This is a genomic window from Heliomicrobium gestii, assembly GCF_009877435.1.
In the GTDB taxonomy this organism is placed as follows: domain Bacteria; phylum Bacillota; class Desulfitobacteriia; order Heliobacteriales; family Heliobacteriaceae; genus Heliomicrobium; species Heliomicrobium gestii.
Genome location: NZ_WXEX01000014.1, coordinates 88205 through 112243, shown reverse-complemented (window position 1 = coordinate 112243; position 24039 = coordinate 88205). Strand labels below are relative to the sequence as shown.

Below are 24039 nucleotides of genomic sequence, written 5' to 3'. Positions count from 1 at the left end.
TTCAGTCGACGGGTACGAATCGGTCGAGGACTTGACCTTCAACTTGCAGCTTTACAAATGAACTCTGTGTGGTTTTGAGGGAACCCCCCACTACTTTTTATTCGTAGTGGGGGTTTTTGCGTTTGGACCATTTTTAGTTAATCGCCTGCTTTTATAAGCGATCTTCGATATTGTCTACTCCGTAAAGTGTTATTTATTGACCATCATAGCTGTGACAAAGAGGCTGCGATTAACGACCATTCTGTTATGACGATGTCACTTGGTTGGAGAATTTTTAACCGTAAATATGCCAAATGTTCAAATTTTCTGATTCACGAGGAGGAGTTATTGATTGGAAATAGAATACTAGCCATTAATGTTCGAACAAGACACTTAATACCATTAATTAAAAACCAATGACATCATCAGATTAAAAATAGACCACTATCCAAAGCCGATGCGCTGCCATAGGAAAAATGCTCGCTAACTGATTTCAGTGGCGAGACGATGGTACCAGGGGCGAGATGATGAAAGATTCGATGAAAAAATCAGACCATTCATCTATTCTGCTAGAAGAGCCCACGCCTTTTTCCCAATCATCTCTCTGGAAACTGCAAAGACAGTATTTTGCGGAACGAGGGATTAAGGCTTGGCAGGAAGGCGAGGTCCCTCACTACATCACCTGCAATCCCGTTATCGCCAAAGCCTATGGTGAGATCATACTTGCTTACTTGAAAGATCAAAAGTGGGAGTGCAATTGTGCTGATGAACCCATCTATATCCTGGAACTCGGGGCAGGATCGGGGCGACTGGCTTATCACATCCTGAAGCATCTTGATTCATATCGCCAATACATACCTGATATTCCTGCGTTTTGCTATATTTTGAGCGATTTCAGTGAGCAAACCGTTGAATTCTGGCGTAATCACCCACAGTTTGCACCGTATATTCAGCAGGGATGTCTCGATATCGCCGTCTTTGATGCGGAAAAGGACACCGAAATTTCACTAATGTTTTCCGACAGGCGACTGGGCATAGGAAACTTGCGGTATCCCCCGGTTGTGATTGCCAACTATTTTTTTGATACCATTCCGCAGGACTTATTTCGTATACAGGAGGGCCAGCTCTACGCCTGTCAAGTCAGCTTAGCAGGCCCCCCGAACTATGATAAACTGTCTACTGCGGAGTTACTGGAAAAGCTGGGAATCAGCTATCAATATCAGCCTATCGAAGATCCCCCGTATGAGGATCAGGCGCTACTGGAACTCCTCACGACCTACCGGGAACAGTTACGTAATGCCCATGTTCTTGTACCGTCAATCGCGCTGGAGTGTCTAAACCGGATAAAATCCTTTTCTGAAAAAGGACTGCTCTTGCTCACAGCCGATAAGGGCTATCACCGGTTGTCAGACCTGGAGGGAACGACTACACCTTACCGAGCGAATCATGGCAGCTTTTCCTTGGCAGTAAACTATGACGCCTTTGTACGCTACTTTGAACGTCAGGGGGCCCTGTCCTTCTTTCTCACTCATGCTCATCACAGTCTGAACGTGGGAATGGTCCTTAACGTGCCTGAGCCGTCCCGTTATGTGAAGACACGGCAGGCGTTTTCGCAGTACGTGGAGCAGTTTGGGCCAGAAGATTTTTTTAATCTAAAAAAGCACTTTGAAAAACACATCGACACGATGGGACTGCGCCATATCCTCGCCTATGTTCGTCTGAGCAACTACGACGCGCGTTTTTTCAAACAGTGCTTACGGCGGCTTTCTTCGCTGGCGCCATCTAGTTCTCCGCAAGAGCGAGAGGATCTGCGACGGTTAATCGAGCAGGTGTGGACAGGTTATTTTCACATTGGCGAGTCACAAGACCTGGCCTTTGAAAGTGGATTGCTCTTGGAGCAAATGGGATACTGTGCCGATGGCATTCGTTTTTTTCAGTATGCCCTAGATGGTGGGCTTTGCTCAGCCGATTTGTATTGCCAGTGGGCCCACTGCTGTAGCCGCCTTCATGATTTGCAAGGGGCGCGGAAGTACGCGCGTATGGCATTGGAGATGGATCCGGCGCATGAAGCGGCGGCAACGTTGTATTCGTTGCTGCTGGAGGGAGAGTCTTTCCATACAGCAGATGGAGATGGGCCTCAGCAAGTGGTCGACCTGTCGGTATCGGAGTTCCCGATTCAGCCTGTTCGAATTCTGACCGAGCCCGATGTGACCATCGAAGATGCAACTGTTGGTGATGCCAGTCTCTCCGGTCAAGCCTATCCGGACGGATGGTTTCATATCCAAGAAGAACTGGAGCGGATAAAGCTGCGAATGCGCAGGTTGTTGCGCATTCGCCAAGCCAGGCAGATGAACAGCGTTTCGAACCAGTTTAAGGGACTGGTCATCTCGGAAGAAGAAGTTGAAATATTGCTTGGTCAGAATGATCCCCGCTTTGATGCTCAACATAACGGGATGAATGTCTTCTCCTCGGACTGTGGAGAAAACAGTGGCCTGAATGACGGGCACCTGGAAGTCCGTTGGCTGAATGAGCAGATCCGACTTTTGGGAAAAAGGATCCAGTCTCGGCGAGAACGCAGTCGAGAGAAGGGCGTCAACCTTCCCCTGGATCGATTGACCCAAGCCTATAACCTAACGGTCATGGAAGAGCAAGTGATCCTGCTTTGCCTGGCCGTAGAATATAACCCCGCTGTTGAAAAGATCTACGCCTATTTTCACGATGATATCAACTGCAAACATCCCACCGCGGATCTGGCGCTTCAATTCCTTTGTTCTACCGAGAGATGTCGCCATTCCCTCCTGACAGCGCTGCTGCCCGGGGCAAAGCTATTTCAGCGTCGCATCCTGCAAATGGAAGGCAATGGAACAGGGGGCATTGTAAAACACGCCTTGCGTCTGGATGAGCGTATTTTCGCTTTTCTCTTGGGATGTGATCGCTTGGACCGGCCGATTGAATCGATGGTTCGCCTTTTTCAGCCGGAGACAGAACCAGAGCCCTTATTGACTGGGCAAGAGGTTCAGGAGCGACTTCGGTGTCTCGCCCAAAAGTGTGGGGACGGTGAACCAGAAAAAAAGGCGAAAGTAAACACCATCGTCTATCTTTGGGGACCGCCAGGGTCGGGAAAATTGCTTCATCTTCGGCATCTAGCCGATTACCTGAAAAAACCGCTCCTGATCGCCCAGGGAAAAGGGTTGTTGCGCCAGCCCTCCGAATCTTTTAGTGATTGTATGACACGTATCGTCCGTGAGTCCGTCCTGCGGGATGCGATTCTTTGCGTAAGTGATTTCGATGTCTTCTTTGAGGAGATGGAAGGTCCCGATAGAGAGGGGGGCGCCGTCCAGGGGCGTCTGGCGGATTTGCTGGCCCAGGTAGCGGAATACCCTGGTCAATTGTTTCTTCTGGGTGAGCGTTTTCGTAAGGCGCCTGGTCTCCAGGCGGACAGGCCGCTGATCGAACTGGAACTGGATGTGCCCAGCCTGGGTGAACGGGAGAAAATCTGGGAGGCAATGGCTGTGTCCAGCGGGAATCGATTTGATGCGCCGGTCCTCTGGGGGGACCTGGCTGGCAAGTTTCGCTTCACCCCTGGACAGATCCGTGAGGCGCTGACAGCGGCCCAGGTGCTCGCTGATGCCAATTCGCCCCTAATCGGACAAAAGGAACTGTACAAGGCTTGTTTGGCGATCAGCGAGCATCGATTGGCTGACAAGGCAACGCCGATTCGAGGGAAATACCGTTGGGATGATCTGGTCTTGCCGGAAAGTCAGAAGGCTCAACTGCAAAGCGCCTGCAATCATGTGCGTTACCGCCACATCGTTTATGGACGTTGGGGGTACGAAAAGAAACTCCCCTATGGCAAAGGGTTGAGCATGCTCTTCGCCGGCCCTCCCGGCACGGGCAAGACGATGACGGCCCAGATCATCGCCCGGGAACTTCAGTTGGAACTGTACAAAATCGACCTATCTCAGGTCGTCAGCAAGTATATCGGTGAGACCGAGAAAAACCTCCGTCAGGTCTACCAGGAAGCCCGGGCAAGCAATGCGATCCTCTTTTTCGATGAGTGTGACGCCTTGTTTGGCAAACGCTCTGAGGTCAAGGATTCCCATGACCGCTATGCCAACATCCAGTCCGCCTTTTTGCTTCAGAAGGCAGAAGAGTATGATGGCATATCCATACTGGCCACGAACCTATCCAAGCACATTGATGAAGCCTTTTTGCGACGCTTTACCTATATCATTGATTTCCCTTTTCCAGACGCCGAACAGCGAGAACGGATCTGGCGTTCGATGTTTACCCCCGAGACGCCGATTGGACGGGATGTGGATTTCGAGTTCTTGGCCAGTCAATTTGACATCGCCGGGGGGAACATCAAAAATATCGTCATCGCCGCCGCCTTTTTGGCAGCGGAACGGGGAGAACCGATCGGGATGAAAGAGATCATCCAGGCTGCCAGGCAGGAAATGCACAAGATGGGGAAACTGATGGTCGCCGAACCCCTGACCTATCTGGGCTATTGAGAAGGAGGTGGCGCTTATCGGAAACTATACGGTCTTCGCCGACACCGCCAACACACTGCTGAAGCTGTTACGGGAAAACCTGACTCCTGATCCGATTCCCAAGCCAGAGATGATCGGTTTTTGTTCGCCCTACGAGAAAGGTGACTTCCGACTCGCCTTATTTCTGTACGAGGTGAAGGAGGCCAGAGAGTCCTACATGCCGTCAGTCGGCATGCGGTTGCAACCGTTGAAGGTGTATCTGCGTTTTATGTTGACTGCTTTTTCGACAGTGGATCTCATGAACCGGGCAATAGACGAAGCGACAATTCTCGGCAAAGCCATGCAGGTGATGCACCAGCAATCCCTGCTGAAATCTTCGGCATTGACAGGCACGCTGGCCGAAAACGGGGAGGAATTGCATATCACCCTTGATCCCCTGTCCTTTGAAGAGATTGCCAAGCTGTGGAGTTTCGCCGACGTAACCTTCAAACCATCTGTCAGCTATACCGTCGGTCCGATCTATCTGGATACGGCGCAATCGGGAGATACCGCCAGGGTGATGTAGGGGTGTTACAAATGCGAACATTGACAATGCGACTGGGCGCGCCAGTCTCGGTGGTCGTCGAATTGCTCGACGATTTCACTGCCGAACCGCCCGCTCAAGGAGATATCAAGGTCCTTTTACAGGGGTATCCGGTCAACGCCATCGCTAAGTCGGCCGGACAATATGTCTTTACCAATCTTCCCGACGGCTCCTATGAATTGGAGGTCCGTTCAACGCATTACCTCCATTGCCAGACGCAAATTACCGTCGGCTCGCTTGATCCGAAACATCCTGTCGTGTCATTGCTGTTAAAACCAGCGCCGAACTACTCCTTTCCATCAGGGGCGACCCTCCTTCGCGCCCGAGTGGTTGATGTGGCAGGGCAAGCGATTCCTGATGTTGGTGTTCGCGGCACCGTGCTTTCCGGAAACGGTGCGCGGGCCCGATTGGTTCCTGCGAATGGAAACGGTGAAGAACGAAGCGGTACAATCGAGTATCGCCTCATGCATGTGTTGGGACGGATCATTCCAGGGGACATATACTTGCTCCGGTCCAAGGAAGATGGATGCGAGGAATACAATCAGGTGAAAGGGTACCTTCGGGACAATCGCTCCATAACCTTTTATCAGCCTTTTTCACACAGTTATGGTCCCGGCGCCTTGCTGCTGCCTTGTGTAGAGACAAGAACCGATCAGCGAGGCGAGGTCGTCGTCTATTTTCGCCATCCCAGCGTCCGGCGATTTGAAGGGCAAATCGAGTTGAAGTACGGGCAGCAGGTGATCAGCGAAAAGGTCACATTAGAGGACGGGGGCACAATCAAACTGTGTAAATCCATAACCGAATCCCTCTCTTGACTGGCAGTGAATTTCTGCCGGTGACGAAGCAACGAATCAAACCGGAATGGCGGTTTTGACATCGTAGGTACTTTTGACAGCAAGCCTCACCGGTTGATATTGCCGGTGAGGCTTGTCTATTCCTTGGCCTTGGAACCCTCCGGCCTCAGGCCGGTTAATCGGTTCAAAAAGTGTACGAAAGGGGGAACTGGTTTCATTGATTTGAAACCGGGCGGGTATGCCGGAATATCTATCTCCTGGCGTGTATGTGGAGGAGTTTGACAGCGGATCGCCAGCCTTGGCGGATGTAAGCACCAGCACCGCTGGATTCCTTGGCGTGGCGCAGAAAGGCCCCACGGCGGGATTGCCGCAACTCGTGACCAGTTTTGCCGATTTTCAGCGCCAGTACGGCTCCTATCTATCGGAGAATGCCTGCGGTCCCTATCGTTTCCTGGCCTATGCGGTCGATCACTTCTTTCAAAACGGCGGTTCCCGGGCCTATATCATGCGTGTCGCCCCGGGCGACGCCAAAATGGCGACCAATGCCACGCCCGACAAGTCGGTGCTGCATATTCAAGCCGCCAACCCGGGCGCCTGGGGCAACCAGATCCGGGTGCGGGTGACGCCAGCGAGCAAGGCGAAGACCCAGATCAAAGCGATTATCGGCGATCCAGACACATCCAAGAAGTATCAAGTGAAAAGCTGCGCCGGTTTTAATCCAGGTGATCGAGTCATCTTTGTCGGCGACAATGGATTGCAGTACAACCAAGTGGTCACATCTCAGGACGACATCATCGAAATGGCCGAGCCCTTTGATGGCGGCAAAGCGGTGATTGACACGAATCTGTTGCCCCAGAAGGTCCTGAAGACAGCTGAGTTCACCTTGGAAATTTATTTTGGTGATGAAGCGGAGACATTCAGCAATCTCTCCCTCAACGGGGCGGCTTCCAATCATGTGGACAAGGTGTTGACCCGTTCCAACATCATCGCCGTGCAAGATGTCAGCGCTGGTGGTGCGATGACGTCGTCCACCCCTTTTCAGGCCATCAGCGGGCTGGATGACGATGAGGGGATGTACGAGATCGAACTCTCCGGAGGCAGCGACGGGACAGTGGACCAACTGACGACAGAATTCATCGGCGCTGATCATGGCCCCGGCAAGCGGACAGGCATCGCCGCTTTTGTCGACAATGACGAAGTCAGCATCATCGCCGCGCCGGGCATCACCGACCCCAACGTGCAGCTGTCGTTGGTCGCCCATTGCGAAAACCTGAAGAGCCGCTTTGCGATTTTGGATATTCCGGTGGAAAAGACAAAGGTGCAGGATGTGGAAAGCCATCGCAATATCTTTGACACCAGCTATGCGGCCCTGTACCATCCCTGGCTGCAGGTCTTCGACCCCCTGGAGAGGCGCAATGTCTTTCTTCCTCCCTCCGGTTCCATGGCGGGCATCTACGCCCGTTCCGACAACAGCCAGGGCGTGCACAAGGCGCCGGCCAACGAAGTGGTCCGGCGGACGGTGGGGCTGTCGGTTCAGTACAACAAAGGCGAGCAGGACATCCTCAACCCGAAAGGCGTCAACCTGATCCGCTACTTCACCGGTCAAGGCATCCGGGTCTGGGGCGCGCGCACAGCTTCTTCCAATAGCCTGTGGAAGTATGTCAACGTTCGCCGGCTTTTCATCTTCTTAGAGGAGTCGATCAAGCGGGGAACCAACTGGGTCGTCTTTGAGCCGAACGATGAACGGCTTTGGGCGCGGGTGCACCGGACCATCGACGGCTTCTTGACCGGTGTCTGGCGAAATGGCGCACTGGAGGGGAGCACACCGGCCGAGGCCTTTTACATCCGCATCGGGCGCGATACCATGTTGCAGGACGATATCGATAATGGCCGGCTGATTTGTATCATCGGCGTTGCGCCGGTGAAACCGGCAGAATTCGTCATCTTCCGGATTACGCAGAAGACGAGAGAACAGTGAGCGGTGAAATAAGGCGATGAAAGGGGTAGCGATATGGCTGATGATAAATACCCATACCGAAATTTTCGGTTCAAAGTCACCATTGAGACTGATCCGAAGATAGAGCTTGGGTTCAGCGAGGTATCCGGGTACGACGCATCCATCGCTGTGGTGGAATACCGGGCAGGTGATCATGCGACAACGCCGATGAAGATGCCGGGGCTGGCCAAGTACGGCAACATCACCTTAAAACGGGGTGTCACCGATTCGATGGATCTCTTCAATTGGATCCAGGCCTGCATCGACGGCAAGATTACGCGCAATACGGTGACGATCACCGCCATCGATGAATCAGGCGCCGATAAAGCCTCCTGGACGGTTACTGCAGCCTGGCCTTGCAAATACACAGCGCCCAATTTCAACGGCAACGGCGGCGAAGTGGCCATCGAGTCTCTGGAACTCGCCCACGAAGGGATGAAACGGACGAAGTAGGTTGCCGCAATGTGGTGGGGCCTGCGAAGTCGTTGAGAACGAAATCTTGAATCGTACCAAACATAGGGGAGGTTCCTCCATGGCGTTTCAAACAGAGTATCCTTTTGAACTCCCTCGAGGGTATGTTGATGAAAACGGCAACCTGCATCGCAAGGGAGTTATGAGGCTAGCCACGGCGGCCGACGAGATCCTGCCCTTGCGGGATCCCCGGGTGCAACAGAATCCGGGATATCTCACCATCCTGCTGCTGGCCAGGGTGATTGTAAAACTGGGCGATCTGAAGAGCATTGACGGCAAGGTCGTCGAAAATCTGTTTACCGCTGATCTCGCCTTCTTGCAATCGTTGTATCAACAAATTAATCAGGCAGACGAGATCAAGATTGACGTGAATTGCCCCCACTGTGATCACCGGTTTGAGGTGAAGGGCGCTTTTTTCGTCGAGATGGAGGACTGACCCGGTACCCGGTTGACCAGATTTACGAGGAGGTCGGCTTCATCGCCTATCACTTTCATTGGTCCCACGATGAGGTGATGGCGATGGAGCACCGGGACCGGCGGCGCTGGTGCAAGGAAATTTCACGGATCAACCGGAAACTAAACGACGAACCGGAAAATGTCTTTGATGTGTTCTGATGGACTGGATTTTTCATGCTTCAGAATTAAAGGGATGAATGAAAAAGGAACTGAGGGGCAGGAAAAATGTCGTCTGAACGGCCTGTAGCTTCTTTCCGCTTTTTGCTGGAGATTGCAAAGCCGGGTGAAAAGAGCGAGATCGCTGGCGGATTCAGTGAGGTCAGCGGCCTGGAAAGCAGTATCGAATTCGAGGAGTATCACGAAGGCGGCGTCAATGACTTCGTGCACATTTTCCCCAAAAAACCGAAGTTTGTGCCCTTAGTGCTCAAGAGGGGCCTTTCTCAGACGAGCACCCTTTGGGATTGGTATGCTGAGGTCAGGGACGGCAAGATCGTTCGAAAAAGCGGTTCCATTCTCTTATTGAATGATGACAAAACCGTACTGGCCAAGTGGGATTTTTCAAACGCCTACCCTGTTCGATGGGGTGGCCCCGTATTAAAGGCGAATCAGAGTGAAATCGCCGTTGAGTCGATCGAACTCGTCCATACAGGTCTTAAGTTGGCTATCAAAAACAATTGAGTTGTTGTGTTTTGACTGAAAGCGGGTGATTCGGGATGCAGATCGGGCGAAAGACAAAGAGCGTATCGGCGGTAAAGATAGGGGTCATTGGCGCCGGTGGCGAGCGTTCGCTCGCTTTGCCTGCGCCCCTATCGAAGAAGGCCGCCACAGCGACCTCTTTCACGGAAGGCATCCTGAAAAAATACCGCTTCAGTCATCCTTTTGGTTTTTCACCGCTAACATTGGTTTTTGCCAATCTCGCAGCAGGCGGTTGCGATTGGGGTTCCATCGCTTTTTATCTAAAAGTGGTTCTACAGGAAGCGCGAAGTGCTCGTCAGGTCATATCAAAAGGAGTGCCAACACCGATTTCGATCACATCTGGAGTGCCGGATGGGATACGCAAGGGAGCAGCGGCGAGTACGGTCCAGACTGTGTTAATAAGGGAACTATCAAGGTTCTCCAATCAGCGGGCATTGTTTGGGTTGAACGAAGTATTGCGCCTTTTCTGGAGATCCGGCTTCGACTGGAATGTAAAAGAGCAGCAACCGTATGTTCCTAAAAGCCGAAGCGACGTCAATGGGCGGCTCATTGTCCAACGGCTCAAAAATCAGGAGCAACTTTTTGGAGAGAAAAGCGCTCTTCACCTTCAGAAACCTGGGGAACGGTTGGGATATCCGTCAGAACGAGAAACCTTCGTGATGACAGGCGGCGTGAACCAGCCGATGGCGCTGTTGAGAAAGCTATTCTCAATAAGTCGAGGCAACATTGATGAGCGGATCCCGAACCTTAGGGGGGTAAGGCAGAGGCAAAGAGATGGAGCGGAAAACTCCCCTTACCTCGAGAAACTCCGGGCTCGATTCGCTCAGCAGACGATAACAAACGGTTTCATGATGAGATTCAGATCGAAGCAGCGAATAACCCCTTTAATGATATTGGAAGCGTCCCGTCACGAGGTCGACTCGAAGGCGAGGGTTATTGCCAACGCGTACTACACTTATACTGCACTTGAGATGATCCCGTTTACGCGATTAACGCACACAGTGTCGCACAGGACCTTTACACCGCAAATAAGTGCTCGTCTGAATACAGATGGGATTTCGGAAATCAGGTTGGAAAGAATCCTTCCTCTTCAGAGAAGTGGTTTCGGAAGTGTTTTGGAAAGTGTTATTCGCCATGTCCGATTGAGTCGAACGCTGAAATCCATTCCCGTTCCATCTTCCATGCCGAAAGGACGCCCCAAGCAACATAGGGCCACGCTTACTTATGAATTCTATAAAAGTCAAGGCAATGTCGATGAGTGGAGATTGGGTCGTAAGGCCGTAAATCAGGAGCAAAGTATCGGAGAGAAAAGCGCTTATACCGAGAAACCCCGAGGGCGATTCGATCATCCGTCAATCGCGAATATCCTCGAGAGGGCAAATCGATCGAAGCGGCGGATGACGCCGTTAATGATATTGGAACCGCCTAGGGCTTATACACCGCAAATAATCCTTCGTCTGAATACAGCAAACATTACGGAATTTGAATCGAAAATAATGGGTCTCTCTCAAAAGAGTGTTTTCGGCAGGATTCTGGAATGTGCTTTTCGGCAGGTCTTATTGAGACGAACACAAAAATTCAGGCGGTTCGCTTCTGAAATGCCCGATGGAATACTCCAGCAAAAAGGCGCCGCAATTCCTCACGCTTTGTTGGACTGGGAAGTATCAGCGGGATTGCGTCTTTCCTGGAGAGTTTGCCTTGATCGGGACAAAAGAGATCAGCGACAGCTTTCCTCAAAAATTCGAGGTAACATCGAAAGGAGATCCTTAGGCCGTAGGGGGATAAGTCAGGAGCAGAGTCTTGGAGCGGAAAAAGCGTCTTACCCTGAGAAACGTCGGCCTCGACTCGATTGGCAGTCAATTAAAAACAGCTTCGAGTTGATAGTCAGCTCGAATCAGCAACTTACGCCGTTAATGATATCGGAATCGTCTCATAACAGATTTGACTTGAATTCACGGGTTGTTACCTACGCGTACTACGCTTATGCCGCGATGGGGCGCGCAAGAGAGAGAATAGGCTTTCCGGGAACAACGCAATCAATAGGTTGTAAGTCACTTAGACCGCAAATAAGCGTTCGTCCGAATACAGATGGCGTTATGGAGGTTAGGTCGGGGATAATCCTTTCTCGTCAAAGAGGCTTTTCCGAAAGGGTTTTGGAAAGTAGTTTTCGTCAGGACTTATTGACAATGACGCTGAAGTCCGTGCCGGTTACTTCTCCATTGCCGGAAGGGTTCCTCAAGCAAAATTGGGCCACGATTGCACACTCGCTGTTGGCGCTGTTGGAACGGGAAATCGCGGGGGGGAGCCAACAACGAGCGTTATTTGGCTTCATAGGGACAAAACTAGTTGGGAAAGGGCACTTTAACTCGACCTCGGCGGAGTCTCTTTGGCCTGTAACGACCCATAATCGACATTTCCACAGAGATGTATACGAGGGTTTGCGCCTTTCCTGGCGGGTTAACTTCCATCGGGACCTAAAAGTCCAGCGAACGCTTTTCTCTAAAAGACGAAGCAACGTCGATGAGCGGATCCTGAGCAGTGGGACAGTAAATCAGAAGCGACGAGTTGAAGAGGAAAGCGCGGCTTACCTTGAGAAACTTCGGGCTCGACTCGATTGGCAGTCAATTAGAAACGGCTTTGAGTTGATAGACAGAGCGAATCAACGAATTGCGCCCTCAATGATATTGGAATCGTCCCATAACAAATTCGACTTGAACTCACAGGTTATTACCTGTGCGAACTACGCTTATGCCGCGCTGTGGCGCGCAAGAGGGAGGATCGGCTTTCCGGGAACAATGGGGTGTAAGGCATTTGTTTCCGGAAGGGTTTTGGAAAGTAGTTTTCGTCAGGTCTTATTGACAGGGACGCTGAAATCCATGCCGGAAACTTCCAAAGTGCCGGAAGGGTTCCTCAAGCAAAATTGGGCCACGATTGCACACTCGCTGTTGGCGCTGTTGGAATGGGATATAGCTGGGGGGAAACGACAACGATCGTTATTTGGATTCATAGGGACAAAACCGGTTGGGAAAGGGTGCTTTGAATCGACCTCGGCAGGGTCCCTTTGGCCTGTAACGACCCATAATCGACATTTCCACAGAGATGTATACGAGGGTTTGCGCCTTTCCTGGCGGGTCAACTTCCATTGGGACCAAAAAGAGCAAAGAACGCTATTCTCAAAAAGTCGGGTTAAGATCGATGAACGGATTCTCGGTCGTAGGGATGTCGTCGAGGAGCAAAGAGTCGGGGAGAAAAGGGCGGCTTACCTCGAGAAAAACTGGCGACGATTCGATTGTCAGTATGCCGCACTGCGGCGTGCAAAAGAGAGGATAGACTTTCCTGGTTCGACTCAACCGTTGGGGTATAGGGTTGATACACCGCAAATAAGCGCCCCTTCGCATCCAGATGGCGTTGCGGAATTTGGGTGGGAAATGAGGCGACCTGTTCAAAAGAGTGATCTCGAAAGGATTCTGAAAGGTGTTTTTCACCAGGTCCTATTGAGACGTACACTTACATCCATGCCGGTTGCTTCAGACATGCCCGGTGGAAAGCGCAAGCAAAAAGGGGCGCCGAGTGCTCCCGCTGTGTTGGATTGGGAAGAATCTGGGGTGTTCCAGCATCGAGCGTTATTTGGGTTAAAAGGGAAAAAACCGGTTGGGAAAAGGATCTTGGAATGGACCTCGACAGTGTCCCTGTGGCCTGCAACGCCCCATATTCGTCATTTCTACAGAGATCTGCTCGTATACGAGGGATTGCGTCTTTCCTGGCGAGTCCACATCGATGGGGACCAAAAAGAGCAGCCAATGCGAATCTCAAAAAAACGAGGCAACTTCGAAGAGCGGCGCTTAGGTCGTAGGACTGAGAATCAGGAGCAACCTGTTGGGGCGGATGGTTCGGCATACCTTGCGGAACTTCAGGCTTATGCCGCGCTAGGGCGCGTAAGAGAGAGGACACGCTTTCCGGGATTGACTCAATCGTTGGGGTATAAGGTTGATACACTGCGAATAAGCGATGTTTCGAATCCAGACGGCGTTGCGGAATTTGGGTCGGAAATGAGGCGTCCTGCACAAAAGAGTGATTTCGAAAGGATTCTGGAAAGTGTTTTTCGCCAGGCCCTATTGAGACGAACACTTAGATCCATGCCGGTTGCTTCTGACATGCCCGATGGAATCGTCAACCAAAAAGGAGCCCCTGTTGCTCACACTATACTGGAAGGCGAATTAACAGGGGGATCCCAGCGTCGGGCGTTATTCGGGTTAAAAGGGACGAAACCCTTTGGGAAAGGGATCTTGGGTTCAATGTCAACAGTGTCCCTGTGGCCTACAACGACCCATATTCGACATTTCTACAGAGATCTGCTTGTATACGGATTGCGTCTCTCCTGGAGAGTCCACTTCGAACGGAAGCAAAAGGAGCAGCCGATGCTTCTCTCAAAAAGTCGAAACAACGTCGATCAGCGGCTCCAGAACCACAGGGATGTAAATCAGGAGCAAAGAGTTGGAGAGGAAAGCGCAGTTAACCTGGAAACACGCCGAGGGAGAATCGTCGATCTGTTCTTGCGAAAGACCTTCGAGGAGGCAAGCCGCTCGAGTCAGCGGAAAGGGCCGTTGGCGATCATGGAACCGGGCCCAAACAAGTTGAATTTGAATTCACCGATGGTTGTTTTTTCATTTCTAGGTTATGCCGCGCTACGGCGCGCAAGAGAGATGAGTGGGTCTCCGGGCTCGATGCAATCGTTGTGGCTCAGGACTTTCACACCGCAGCTGACGCTAAAAAAACAACTAAAGTACAACAGAGAAAACGGAGGTAACCCGTTACGACTTGCTTGGAGAACCGACATCCATCGGAACATAAAAGAGCGATCTACTCACACTTCACAATGTCTAGGAAAGGTTAATAAGAGCAGGCATCCGTCAGAACGAACCCCTTTCGTGATGACAGATGGACTGAATCGCCAAGCCCCGTTGTTGCTGCTGCCATTGATGCGGAAACGAGAGAATGTGAATTCGCCGGTTGGAATCTGCACGCTACAAACAGGTGACGCGTTGCGGCTCGCCGACGCCATAGAAACACTTCCAGGATTGTTTCCTATATTGAGCCGAAAGTATCATACCGAACTGACAAGATTTCACTTGTCTACATGTCATGTTGCTGATTTTGGTCTGGAGCGTGCGCTTCCCCTTCAAAGACATATCTTCAGAAGAATGTCGGCAAGCGTTTTTCAGAGACAGCAAGAGCGCTTTCCCATACGTCAAAAGGACACGCATGATCAACCTGTTCATGAAAAAAGTGTTGTTCAGGGAAAAAGAACGACAGCGCAAAGCCCGGGTCGCATCGAGAAAGGCCGGGAACAACGGAAGCGGCAATCAGACAGCCCTCCCCTCCTAATCTCACACCAGCACATCCAAAGGCTGCGGCGATGGACGAAACTTGACCAGGTTTGGAACAAGTCGGGATTTAATTTACGAACCTTCATCGCCTCATTAACGCCAGACGACATACAGCAGACCATGAAAGCGACCCAAATGCGGCCAGGAGTGTCTCTATCATCGTGGCGTTCCCTTTTTATGAGCCATCTGACATGGAACCTACATAGGCAAAGAGGCGCCGAAGCGGCGCTAAAATCAGTGGTTCCTGAGGGTCCTCGGCAGAAGAGTGACGTTGGATCTGTCGTTGGAAAGCCACCAGGGCTGTCGGCGTACAGAGCCCTGCCAACAGTGATTCACTTTTCGCAGAAAAAAGCGGAAGAAACAGCTATCCAAAAGCTGACCGGTATTCCCCAAACAGCGTCACAGCGGGATTTTGTTAGATTCTCAAGCAAGCGAGAAAGGCCATTTTCAAGAATGAAACGGGACAGCAATGATCCGATTCAAGAAAAATCAAAGGATGCCCATAGTCCGAGAGGTTCCTTGATGATACGCCTGGGACCCTTGCCTGTACGCAGCGATTTTCGGAACGCAGCGGTCCCTGATGCGCCTCCCTTGGATTTACGCTACAGACAGACACCACAACAGCAAGCTGCAACGGATCCTCATGCCAATAGGGGCGACCGAGAGGTCATTACGGAGGAAAAAGTCGTTCAATTGTCCTCGGCAACCCGCTCGGGAGAAAAGCCATTGGATATCCAGCGGATAACGGAAGTGGTATATAAAGAGATCCAAAAAAGGTGGAGTTTTGAACGTCAGCGAAGAGGATTATAACGAATGGTGCAAAAAGCAAAAATAATTGTCCATGGCAGCAAATCGGATACAGAGTTTGAAGTGCTTTTCAATCCGAATGAGTACACCTTAGATGCTCAAAATACCTACCAAAAAAAAGCGGCAAACGGTTCATCGGCTCCGATTGTGCAATTTACGGCAGGGGACCAGACAACATTGACGATGGAGCTATTTTACGACACCACTGACAAGGGCACTGACGTGCGGGAAGAGACCAATAAGGTGACCCAACTCCTCGACGTAGACCCAGACCTGCATCACCCGCCGATCTGCTCCTTCGTTTGGGGATCCCTGAATTTTAAGGGGCTATTAAAAAGTGTGGGCCCCCGATACACCATGTTTCTCAATGACGGCACACCGGTTCGGGCGAGACTTCGGGTGACTTTTTGGTCCTGGGAAGGGCTGACCAAGCAGTACCAGCGGATTCCCAGGCAATCGGCCGATCGCACGAAAGAGCGGCAAGTGAAGAGCGGAGAGCCCCTATGGCTGATCGCCCACGAAGAGTATGACGACCCCAGCCAATGGAGAAAAATCGCCGAAGCCAACGGGATCGATGATCCGCGCGCCTTGGAACCTGGACAAAAACTGATCGTGCCCAAACTGAGGTGAATCAATCGTGGACGATTTAGCGCTGGATCAAACAACCTATGAATTCAGTGCCCTTGAAGGAAAGTACAGCCAGTTCATGGCCCCTGCCTTCAAGATTTTGGTCAAAGGAGTGAATCTGCAGGAGAAGGGCATGGCCATATCCCAGATTTTCGTCGATACCAGCATGGATTCCAAAGCCGATTCGGTCAGTTTCGATATTGTCAACGCGTTTAAAGAGGAAACAGGCGGATTCCAGTGGGTTGATGAGCATTTTGCCCTGGGCAATACGGTCGAGGTCCACCTTGGCTACGTGGACAAACTGCGCAAAGTCTTTTATGGCCTGCTGACAAAAGTGGAGTTCTCCTATACCGTCGATGACATCCCTCGCCTGACCGTCGTCGCGATGGACCATTCCTTTTTGATGATGAAAGGGGCCAAGACGAACTGCTGGCAAGACAAAAAACACAGTGAGGTGGCCAAACTCATCGGCGCCAAATACCTCTCCGAGTTTCAAATCGACGATACGAGTCAACAGATCCCCTTCATCGTGCAAAGCAACCTGGAGGATTTTCGTTTCTTAGCCTGGATGGCCGGAGAAAACGATTACGACTTTTTTGTGAAGGGGCGAACCTTATACTTTCAAAAGCGGTTCAAAAACACGACTCCCGTTATGACATTGGCCCTTGGCCGGGGTCTCCATAGCTTGACGATGGAGGCCAATCTCTCCTCGCAGGTGAGCAAAGTCATCGTCCGGGGATGGTGTGAGCAGACCCATACGATTGAAGAAGGGACGGCCGAAGAGATTCAGAAACTGGGCAGCGGCAAAACCAGCATGGATATGATCAAACTCTTGGGTGACTACACCACTGAGTATGTGCAGGCAAACGTGGCCTCCAAGGATGAGGCGACGAAAAAAGCCGGCGCCATTCTCAACCGCCGGGCGATGCAATTACTGACAGGAGAGGGCGAGACGGTCGGTTTGCCGGAACTGCAAGCGGGACGTTATATCAAGTTTGAGGGACTGGGCAATGCCTTTACGAACCCTTTTTATTTGCACAGCGTGAGCCATAGCCTGAACGAATCGGGTTTTGTCACACAGTTTGGCGTGAGGGGAAATGTGCTATGACCTATCCCGGCGATCCCCTGGACATCGTGGGGGAAGAAGTGAACGGGGTCATGTTGGGGATTGTCGCGGACAACAAGGATCCCGAGGGATTGGGGCGCGTCAAGGTGACCTTCCCGATGCTGGATGACAAGAACAAAAGCGATTGGATCCGGGTGACCACCCTGATGGCCGGCGGCGATCGAGGCGTCCTGTTTATCCCGGAAGTGGGTGATGAGGTGCTGATCGCCTTTCACCTGGGCGTCTTTCGCCAACCCTATGTCATCGGAATGCTCTGGAACAAGGACAAAAAACCGCCCGAAGGCGCCAAGGACGAAAAAAACAACATCCGCAAGATCCATTCCCGCGCCGGCCATGAGATCGTCTTTGATGACGGGGAAAAGGGCGAAATCGCCATTACGACGGCCAAGGGCAATAAGATCGTGCTTTCTGATCAGTCGGGGACGATCACCGTCGAGAATGGCGATGGAAAAAAGATCACCATCGCCAAAGAAGGGATCACCGTAACGAGCGGCCAGTCTTCGCTGGACATGAAGTCATCCGGTCAGATCGAGATGAAGGGACAAACCATCAAAATCTCGGCGCAGCAGATGGAGATTAAGGCCACGTCGCTGGACGTCAAAGCGGATGCCCAGTGGAATGGAGAGTCTTCCGGCATGTTGACGCTCAAGGGTTCCATGGTCAAGATCAATTAAAACCGCCATTGAGCGCAGGCAGGTGACAGAGATGACGCAGTTTCTAGGTCGGGGATGGAAGTTTCCCATTCAGGTCGACCCGGCCACGGGGCGGATCCGCATGTCCGAGTATGAAGAGGATGTCGAAGAGGCGATTCGCATCATCTTACGAACAGCCAAAGGGGAGCGGGTGATGCAACCCGAGTTTGGCTGCAAGATCAGGGACTATGTCTTTCGAGGAACCGATCGATCCACCTTGCAACTGATGGCCGATGAAATCAAGGACGCCCTGCGAAGTTGGGAACCGAGGATCGAAGATATAGAGGTGAAAGTGACGCGACATCCCGATGAAGGCGGAACGCTGTTTATCCATATCCAGTATGTGGTGCGCAGGACGAACAACCTGTTTAACCGGGTCTATCCCTTTTATCTGTATGAGGGAACCGGGTGATCGGGCTCGTTGTCTATCGGATGGGTGTTGCCCATAGTTGTCTGGGGGAAGCTGCGCCGTTGCCGCAGCGCCCGTGTCTTGAGTCGGGGAGAAGGGGGGAAAGGAATCCATGTCCATGCCCATACTGGACAAGCGGGAAAAGGCCGACCTGATCCGGATGATGCAGGACTTGGCGCCGAACTATACGCCCGAGTGGCTGTTTACCCCTGACGCTCCCGATCCGGGATCCGCCCTGGCGCTGCTTTTCATCGGGATGTTTCACGAAAATATCAAGCGCTTTAACCGGCTGCCGGATAAGTATTATCATGCCTTTCTCAATCTGCTGGATGTTCAGCCGATGACAGCGAAACCGGCCCGGGCCTATCTGACGTTTACGTTGAGCAGCAAGGGCCTCCAACCGGTTTGGGTTGCCCAGGGGACGCGGGTTGCCGCCCAGGGCGAAGAGGATGACGGAGAGATCTTTTTTGAAACGGAAACGGATATTACGGTGACACCGGCGAAAGTCGCGGCAATGTTCTCTGTTTCCCCCAGAGAGGACCGCATCACCCAGTACCAAGTGGGTTCGCCGATGACCCTGTTTGACGTCCAATCGGGGATGAACCTGCAGGAACATGCCTGGTATATCGCCCATGATGACATGTTTCATCTGGGGCAAGGCGCCTCCATCATCGTCGAAGTGACCCACTCACGAGAGCGCTATCGTGAAAAAACGCTCGCTCAAAAATTGACGAATCCCGATTGGGTGGAGTGGTCATTTTTAAGCGAGAGGGGCTGGGCGCCTTTTTTGGCTTTTCGTTCGGAAGGCAACTGCATCATCCTGAAAAAAAATAGCCAGTCGACGATCGTCGCCGGTGCGGTGGCGGAGCGGAACCATCGCTGGATTCGCTGCCGGGCTCGCTCGGGAGGGCCGGCCGCCGCCGCTTTGGAAGCGATTGAAATCGATGGACTGCGCCTGCAGAGCCGTTGTGACGCCGAGGAGAACCCGAAGGGCCTGGCGCCCGATTTGGTGTTCGGCAACGATATCCACCTGCCTGCTGCGGGATGCCTGCCCTTCGGCAAAGTGTTCGCCTTGTATGACTGTTTTTACATCGCCAGCGAAGAGGTATTGAGCAAGCGAGGCAGCACCGTCGAAATTCGACTCGAACTGGACTGGATGCACGATCCGATCGATGAAGAGGCGAAGGCGACCATTGACTGGAAGTTGATCATGAAAGAGCCGACACTTCCTGTGCATACACCACGGACCGAAGTTTCTGTGACAGAGGTGCTTTGGGAGTACTGGAACGGCCGGGGATGGGTGCGACTGCCAGTCAACGAGGGCGCCGAGCAGGTCTTCGACCACAATCGGGAGCGACGCAACGCGTTGATTCGATTCCTTTGCCCCGATGATTTGACACCCTTTGCGGTGAACAACCAGAGCGGCTACTGGATCCGGGCGCGAGTGCTCCACATCGACCGCCTCTTTGCAGGCGCTCCACTGTACGTCTACCCACGGCTGCGGGAAATTCGGCTCTGGTACGATTACGAGCAAAGGATGGTTGCCCCAGTCTGCATGCTGACCGTCAACAATCTCGAATGGCAGGAGCCTCGCTTGACCAATGGCGCGCTTTCTCCGCCGCTCACACCGTTTCTAGGGGGAAAAGACAGGCAGTCGTCGACCGAGTTTGGTTTTGACCTTCCGCCTGTTGGCGGACCAATTCAGATGTACTTCTCCGTTCGCGAGGAGGCTTCTGTCGGAGGGCAAGGGCCGACTTATTTGTGGGAGTATTTGCGCAAAGGCGACACCGGAACGCAATGGGCGCCGCTCAAAGTGGAAGACGAGACAAAGGGTTTTCGAGAAAACGGGGTGATTCGTTTTTTCGGACCTGGCGACATGGCCCTGGAAAAACGTTATCACTGCACCTTGTACTGGCTCCGCTGCCTTCGCGTCGGCCCCGTCGCCGGCGATGAGACCACCGGCGATGGAAGGGTATTGCCGGGACCTGTGATCGAACGGCTTGCCTTGAATACCGTGCGGGCGCTGCAGAAAGAGACGGTGGCGCGCGAGGTCCCACGCAAAGTCAGCGATTCCCCGCCTGTCTTCGCTTTATCTCGCGCGCCGGTCATTGCGGAAGAGGTTTGGATCGATGAAACCGGAGAAGTGACAGAAGCTGATGCCACAGAGATGGAACGGGACAAGGCCGTGCCGGTTCAAGCCGTCCGGGATGGGGAGGGCAGACTGCAGCGACTCTGGGTGCGCTGGAGTCCGGTCAATCAATTGCATTTTTCTTCGCCCCATGAACGTCATTACCGGATCGACCGGTCGACAGGCATGATCACCTTCGGCAATGGCATGCGTGGAAAGGCCCTGCCGTCCAAGCAGATCGAAAACATCATGGTCACCTATCAGACCGGCGGGGGAGAGAAGGGGAATCTGGCGATAGGGGCGATTAAGAGTCTGCAGAGCGCCTCTCCCTTTATCCAGGAGGTGGTGAATCTAGAACCTTCCGGCGGGGGGTGTGATCGCGAGTCGACGGAGGAGGCGCTGCAACGGGGTCCGCATCGCTTTAAGCACCGCAATCGGGCGGTGACGGCCGAGGATTTTGAGTGGTTGGTCAGAGAGGCCTTTCCGGACATCGCCAAAGTCCGGTGTCTGACCCATCGGGACGGGCAGATGCGCAGGGATGACGGGGCTGTCACCGTGGTGATCTACCCGAAGCACAAGGCAAACCTGCGGGCCTTTGCCGAAACGAGGAAACAGGTGAAGGCGCACCTCCTCCAGCGTTGTCCCGTTCATCTGGCCTTAGCGCAAAAGGTACACGTCATCGAACCGGCCTTTCTGGAGATCTCCCTTACGGCCGGTTTGGTTGTTGCAACGATGGAGCAAGCCATCCCTGCCGAGCGGCAGGCCACGGAGCGAGTGGAACAGTTTTTAGATCCGCTGCAAGGGAACTTTGACGGGAAAGGTTGGACGATCGGGCAGACGATTCACCCTTCGCTGTTTTACACCCTGTTTAAATCGATTCCCACAGTTCTCTATGTCGAGCATCTCGTCTTGAAAATCAATCGGATGGAAGGGACAAGGCGTGAGGAGATCGACATCTCGGTCATGCAGCGCTTGCCACAAGGACTGATCGTCAGTGGTCAACATGGAATCACGGCTCGACCGGATTGAGACCGGCTGAAATTGGGGATGAAGTCATATGTTGAATCTTCCCGATCTGGACGATCGCACCTTTGACCAGATCGTCCACCATGCCTGCAAAGAGATACCGGTCATCTGCCCGGACTGGACAGATGAGAATGAGCATGATCCGGGGATCACCCTGTTGCAGATGCTGGCCTGGCAGGTTGAAATGCAACAGTACTACCTGAACCGGATCACGGCGCGCCATGAATGGAAGTTCCTCTCTATGCTCGGTATCCGGCGCAAGGAGGGGGCGATCGCCCGTTGTCATGTCGTTATTGACGATGTTCCCCAAGCGCTTTCCCTTCCTCGAGGAACCCCCCTTCTGACTGGGGAGATTCCCTTTGAGACGCAAGAACGCATCGACTTGCTCCCGGCGCAGTTGGAAAAGGTCATCGTCCATGTGCCGGGCGCGGCTGCCGTTGATGCATCCATAAATAACAATCATGGGAACAGTCCCTATTACCCCTTCGGACCGAGGGCCCGGCCTGGAAGCATGCTCTACCTCGGCTTTGATCAACCCTTGCCAAGCGGGCAGGCGATTCATCTCATGGTGGATGGGTACAGGCAGTCGTTGCGCGACCATTCCTCTGACGAGGCAGAGTGGACCCGGCGCCGGGCCGATGAATCGATGGATAGCGTCCCGATGGGCAACGGAGCGGTAAACAATGTCGAGGAGACCGTGGGCGGTTGGCTTTCCGGCATTTTATCCTGGCGAGCCTATTGCGCCAGCGGATCAGCCGGGAAAGCGAGCTGGACACCTATCGAGGTGGTGATGGACGAGACGCGATACCTCACCCACAGCGGCAGACTGACCTTTCGACTCACGAGCCCTATGGCCGGGCTCGCCTTGCCTGTCGCCGATGGGCAACGACGGTACTGGCTGCAGTGCGCCGTCGTCCACGGCGGCTATGATTCATCGCCACGGCTGGATCAGATCAGCCTCAACACCGTACTGACAGCTCAATGTGAAACCTTGAGCAAAGTCCGCACCTTCCAATCGACAGGGGAAGCCAACGCCACCCTGGAACTGGACGAGTACCTGGCCCTTGCCGGTCATGTGGAGGTTCAGGTACAGGTCGGAGAGGTGGAAGGTCAGTGGCGCTATTGGCGTTCTGTTGATGATCTTACAGCCTGCGCCCCTGGGGATCCCTGTTTCACCTTGATACGTGATTGGACGGCAGGACGAGCAAAGGTGACCTTCGGGGACGGGGAACATGGGCAGATCCCAGGAGCCAACCGTAAAATCCGCTTGATCCTCTATACCCAGGAATTCGCCCATAAGCGCTGGCTCGGGAAGAGCACCGGATTGCCCAATCAGCAGTACTCCTTGAACATAGCTTACCTGCGGCGCGAGACCTTTCTCTTACAGGTCGGACGTGTCGTCGCCGGCTCGCCGGAATTGCTCTGGGAGGACTGGACGTTGACGGAAGAGTTGGATGGCTCCTCATCGGGAGACCGCCATTATATGCTCGACGAAGTGTCGGGAAACATCGCCTTCGGCGACAACGAGCGGGGGAGACGGCCGGCGCGATTTCCGGAAACGATGGAACAGGACAATCTCTGCATCCTCTCTTGCCAGACGAGTTGGGGAAGCCGGGGCAATATCCAATCCAACCAGATCCGAGAATTGCGGCGGGATTCCCGCTTTCCCGAATGGCAGCGTCTTGCCGTGACAAATCCACAACCTGCTTGGGGGGGAGCGGGCAGAGAATCCTTGGAAGAGGCAAAACAACGCCTGCACAGAGAGTTGCGACGGCCCACGCGGGCAGTCACCGCTGAGGATTACGAGCACATCGTCAAGACCATCCCCGGGCTGGCCGTAGCCAGGGTCAAGGTGCTCCCTTTGTATTGTCCGGGCTTGTCCGATTACCCCAATCGTACAGCGCCGGGCCAAGTAACGATTGTGGTTGTGCCCCAGAGCAACCGGTCCAGCCCTGTTCCCAGTCCGGCTTTTCTCCAGTCGGTGCGACACTTCTTGGAACCGCATCGACTGCTCACGACAGAATTGCACATCATCGCGCCGGTCTATATCCGGATCTCCATCCGAGCCAAGGTCGTCATGACGGCAAACCGGCAGAGTCAAAGTGACGGCATTTCCCTGGCGCGACAATTGAACCGCGCATTATGGCATGGCGACGGCGGCATCGGTCCCACACAGTGGGCCTTTGGCCAGACGGTGCGCCGCAGCGCCATCCTAGGCGCGCTCAACCGGATCGGAGGCGTGGCCTATATCGAGGAACTCTGGATTGACGCAGAGGGATCGGACGCCGTCAAGAGAGCCGACGGCGATATCGAGATCCCGCCCCACGGTTTGGTGTTTCCTGGAGAACACGAGATCGAAATCCGATGAC

15 protein-coding genes are annotated in these 24039 nt (G+C 53.1%); all 15 read left to right on the top strand.

Going from position 1 to position 24039, the window contains the following annotated elements; translation table 11 throughout:
* Nucleotides 1-503 precede the first annotated feature (503 nt).
* The 15 genes from GTO89_RS14875 (at nt 504) to GTO89_RS14805 (ending at nt 24038) form a co-directional block, all read left to right on the top strand.
* Entirely contained in the window at nt 504-4493 is a 3990-nt protein-coding gene (locus GTO89_RS14875; RefSeq protein WP_328793924.1) for an SAM-dependent methyltransferase, read from the top strand.
* A 7-nt stretch (nt 4494-4500) separates the two neighbouring features.
* Nucleotides 4501-5037: a DUF4255 domain-containing protein gene (locus tag GTO89_RS14870; RefSeq protein WP_161262880.1), complete on the top strand. Its 537-nt coding sequence runs from the start codon at nt 4501-4503 to the stop codon at nt 5035-5037.
* Between the two features lie 11 nt (nt 5038-5048).
* Nucleotides 5049-5870 carry a hypothetical protein gene (locus tag GTO89_RS14865; protein ID WP_161262879.1) on the top strand — a complete coding sequence of 274 codons (822 nt, stop codon included), beginning with the start codon at nt 5049-5051 and terminating at the stop codon, nt 5868-5870.
* Between the two features lie 217 nt (nt 5871-6087).
* Nucleotides 6088-7827, top strand: a complete 1740-nt coding sequence (locus tag GTO89_RS14860; protein WP_161262878.1) for a phage tail sheath subtilisin-like domain-containing protein — start codon at nt 6088-6090, stop codon at nt 7825-7827.
* A gap of 33 nt (nt 7828-7860) precedes the next feature.
* A complete protein-coding gene (locus GTO89_RS14855) occupies nt 7861-8298 on the top strand; it encodes a phage tail protein (RefSeq protein ID WP_161262877.1) in 438 nt (145 codons plus the stop codon).
* A gap of 79 nt (nt 8299-8377) precedes the next feature.
* Nucleotides 8378-8752 carry a phage tail assembly protein gene (locus tag GTO89_RS14850; protein WP_161262876.1) on the top strand — a complete coding sequence of 125 codons (375 nt, stop codon included), beginning with the start codon at nt 8378-8380 and terminating at the stop codon, nt 8750-8752.
* Complete coding sequence (locus tag GTO89_RS17885; RefSeq protein WP_161262890.1) at nt 8749-8931, top strand: DUF6760 family protein; 183 nt, start codon at nt 8749-8751, stop codon at nt 8929-8931. Before GTO89_RS14850 ends, GTO89_RS17885 begins: the two co-directional genes overlap by 4 nt.
* A gap of 66 nt (nt 8932-8997) precedes the next feature.
* Nucleotides 8998-9450: a phage tail protein gene (locus GTO89_RS14840; protein ID WP_161262875.1), complete on the top strand. Its 453-nt coding sequence runs from the start codon at nt 8998-9000 to the stop codon at nt 9448-9450.
* Nucleotides 9451-9485: 35 nt separating this feature from the next.
* Nucleotides 9486-15665, top strand: coding sequence for a hypothetical protein (locus GTO89_RS14835; protein WP_161262874.1), 6180 nt, complete (start codon nt 9486-9488; stop codon nt 15663-15665).
* A gap of 3 nt (nt 15666-15668) precedes the next feature.
* Nucleotides 15669-16292, top strand: coding sequence for a CIS tube protein (locus GTO89_RS14830; protein WP_161262873.1), 624 nt, complete (start codon nt 15669-15671; stop codon nt 16290-16292).
* Nucleotides 16293-16299: 7 nt separating this feature from the next.
* A complete protein-coding gene (locus GTO89_RS14825; protein ID WP_161262872.1) occupies nt 16300-17397 on the top strand; it encodes a phage late control D family protein in 1098 nt (365 codons plus the stop codon).
* Complete coding sequence (locus tag GTO89_RS14820) at nt 17394-18089, top strand: phage baseplate assembly protein V (RefSeq protein WP_161262871.1); 696 nt, start codon at nt 17394-17396, stop codon at nt 18087-18089. Before GTO89_RS14825 ends, GTO89_RS14820 begins: the two co-directional genes overlap by 4 nt.
* 31 nt (nt 18090-18120) lie before the next feature.
* Entirely contained in the window at nt 18121-18519 is a 399-nt protein-coding gene (locus tag GTO89_RS14815; RefSeq protein WP_161262870.1) for a GPW/gp25 family protein, read from the top strand.
* A 109-nt stretch (nt 18520-18628) separates the two neighbouring features.
* Nucleotides 18629-21673, top strand: coding sequence for a baseplate J/gp47 family protein (locus tag GTO89_RS14810; protein WP_161262869.1), 3045 nt, complete (start codon nt 18629-18631; stop codon nt 21671-21673).
* 28 nt (nt 21674-21701) lie between these two features.
* Nucleotides 21702-24038, top strand: a complete 2337-nt coding sequence (locus GTO89_RS14805) for a putative baseplate assembly protein (protein ID WP_161262868.1) — start codon at nt 21702-21704, stop codon at nt 24036-24038.
* The last annotated feature ends 1 nt before the right edge of the window (nt 24039 follow it).

What these genes read in the sequence shown, in the direction of transcription:
- GTO89_RS14875 (WP_328793924.1), top strand. Translation starts at nt 504, where the DNA reads ATGATGAAAGATTCGATGAAAAAATCAGACCATTCATCTATTCTGCTA.
- GTO89_RS14865 (WP_161262879.1), top strand. Translation starts at nt 5,049, where the DNA reads ATGCGAACATTGACAATGCGACTGGGCGCGCCAGTCTCGGTGGTCGTC.
- GTO89_RS14860 (WP_161262878.1), top strand. Translation starts at nt 6,088, where the DNA reads ATGCCGGAATATCTATCTCCTGGCGTGTATGTGGAGGAGTTTGACAGC.
- GTO89_RS14855 (WP_161262877.1), top strand. Translation starts at nt 7,861, where the DNA reads ATGGCTGATGATAAATACCCATACCGAAATTTTCGGTTCAAAGTCACC.
- GTO89_RS14850 (WP_161262876.1), top strand. Translation starts at nt 8,378, where the DNA reads ATGGCGTTTCAAACAGAGTATCCTTTTGAACTCCCTCGAGGGTATGTT.
- GTO89_RS14840 (WP_161262875.1), top strand. Translation starts at nt 8,998, where the DNA reads ATGTCGTCTGAACGGCCTGTAGCTTCTTTCCGCTTTTTGCTGGAGATT.
- GTO89_RS14835 (WP_161262874.1), top strand. Translation starts at nt 9,486, where the DNA reads ATGCAGATCGGGCGAAAGACAAAGAGCGTATCGGCGGTAAAGATAGGG.
- GTO89_RS14830 (WP_161262873.1), top strand. Translation starts at nt 15,669, where the DNA reads ATGGTGCAAAAAGCAAAAATAATTGTCCATGGCAGCAAATCGGATACA.
- GTO89_RS14820 (WP_161262871.1), top strand. Translation starts at nt 17,394, where the DNA reads ATGACCTATCCCGGCGATCCCCTGGACATCGTGGGGGAAGAAGTGAAC.
- GTO89_RS14815 (WP_161262870.1), top strand. Translation starts at nt 18,121, where the DNA reads ATGACGCAGTTTCTAGGTCGGGGATGGAAGTTTCCCATTCAGGTCGAC.
- GTO89_RS14810 (WP_161262869.1), top strand. Translation starts at nt 18,629, where the DNA reads ATGTCCATGCCCATACTGGACAAGCGGGAAAAGGCCGACCTGATCCGG.
- GTO89_RS14805 (WP_161262868.1), top strand. Translation starts at nt 21,702, where the DNA reads ATGTTGAATCTTCCCGATCTGGACGATCGCACCTTTGACCAGATCGTC.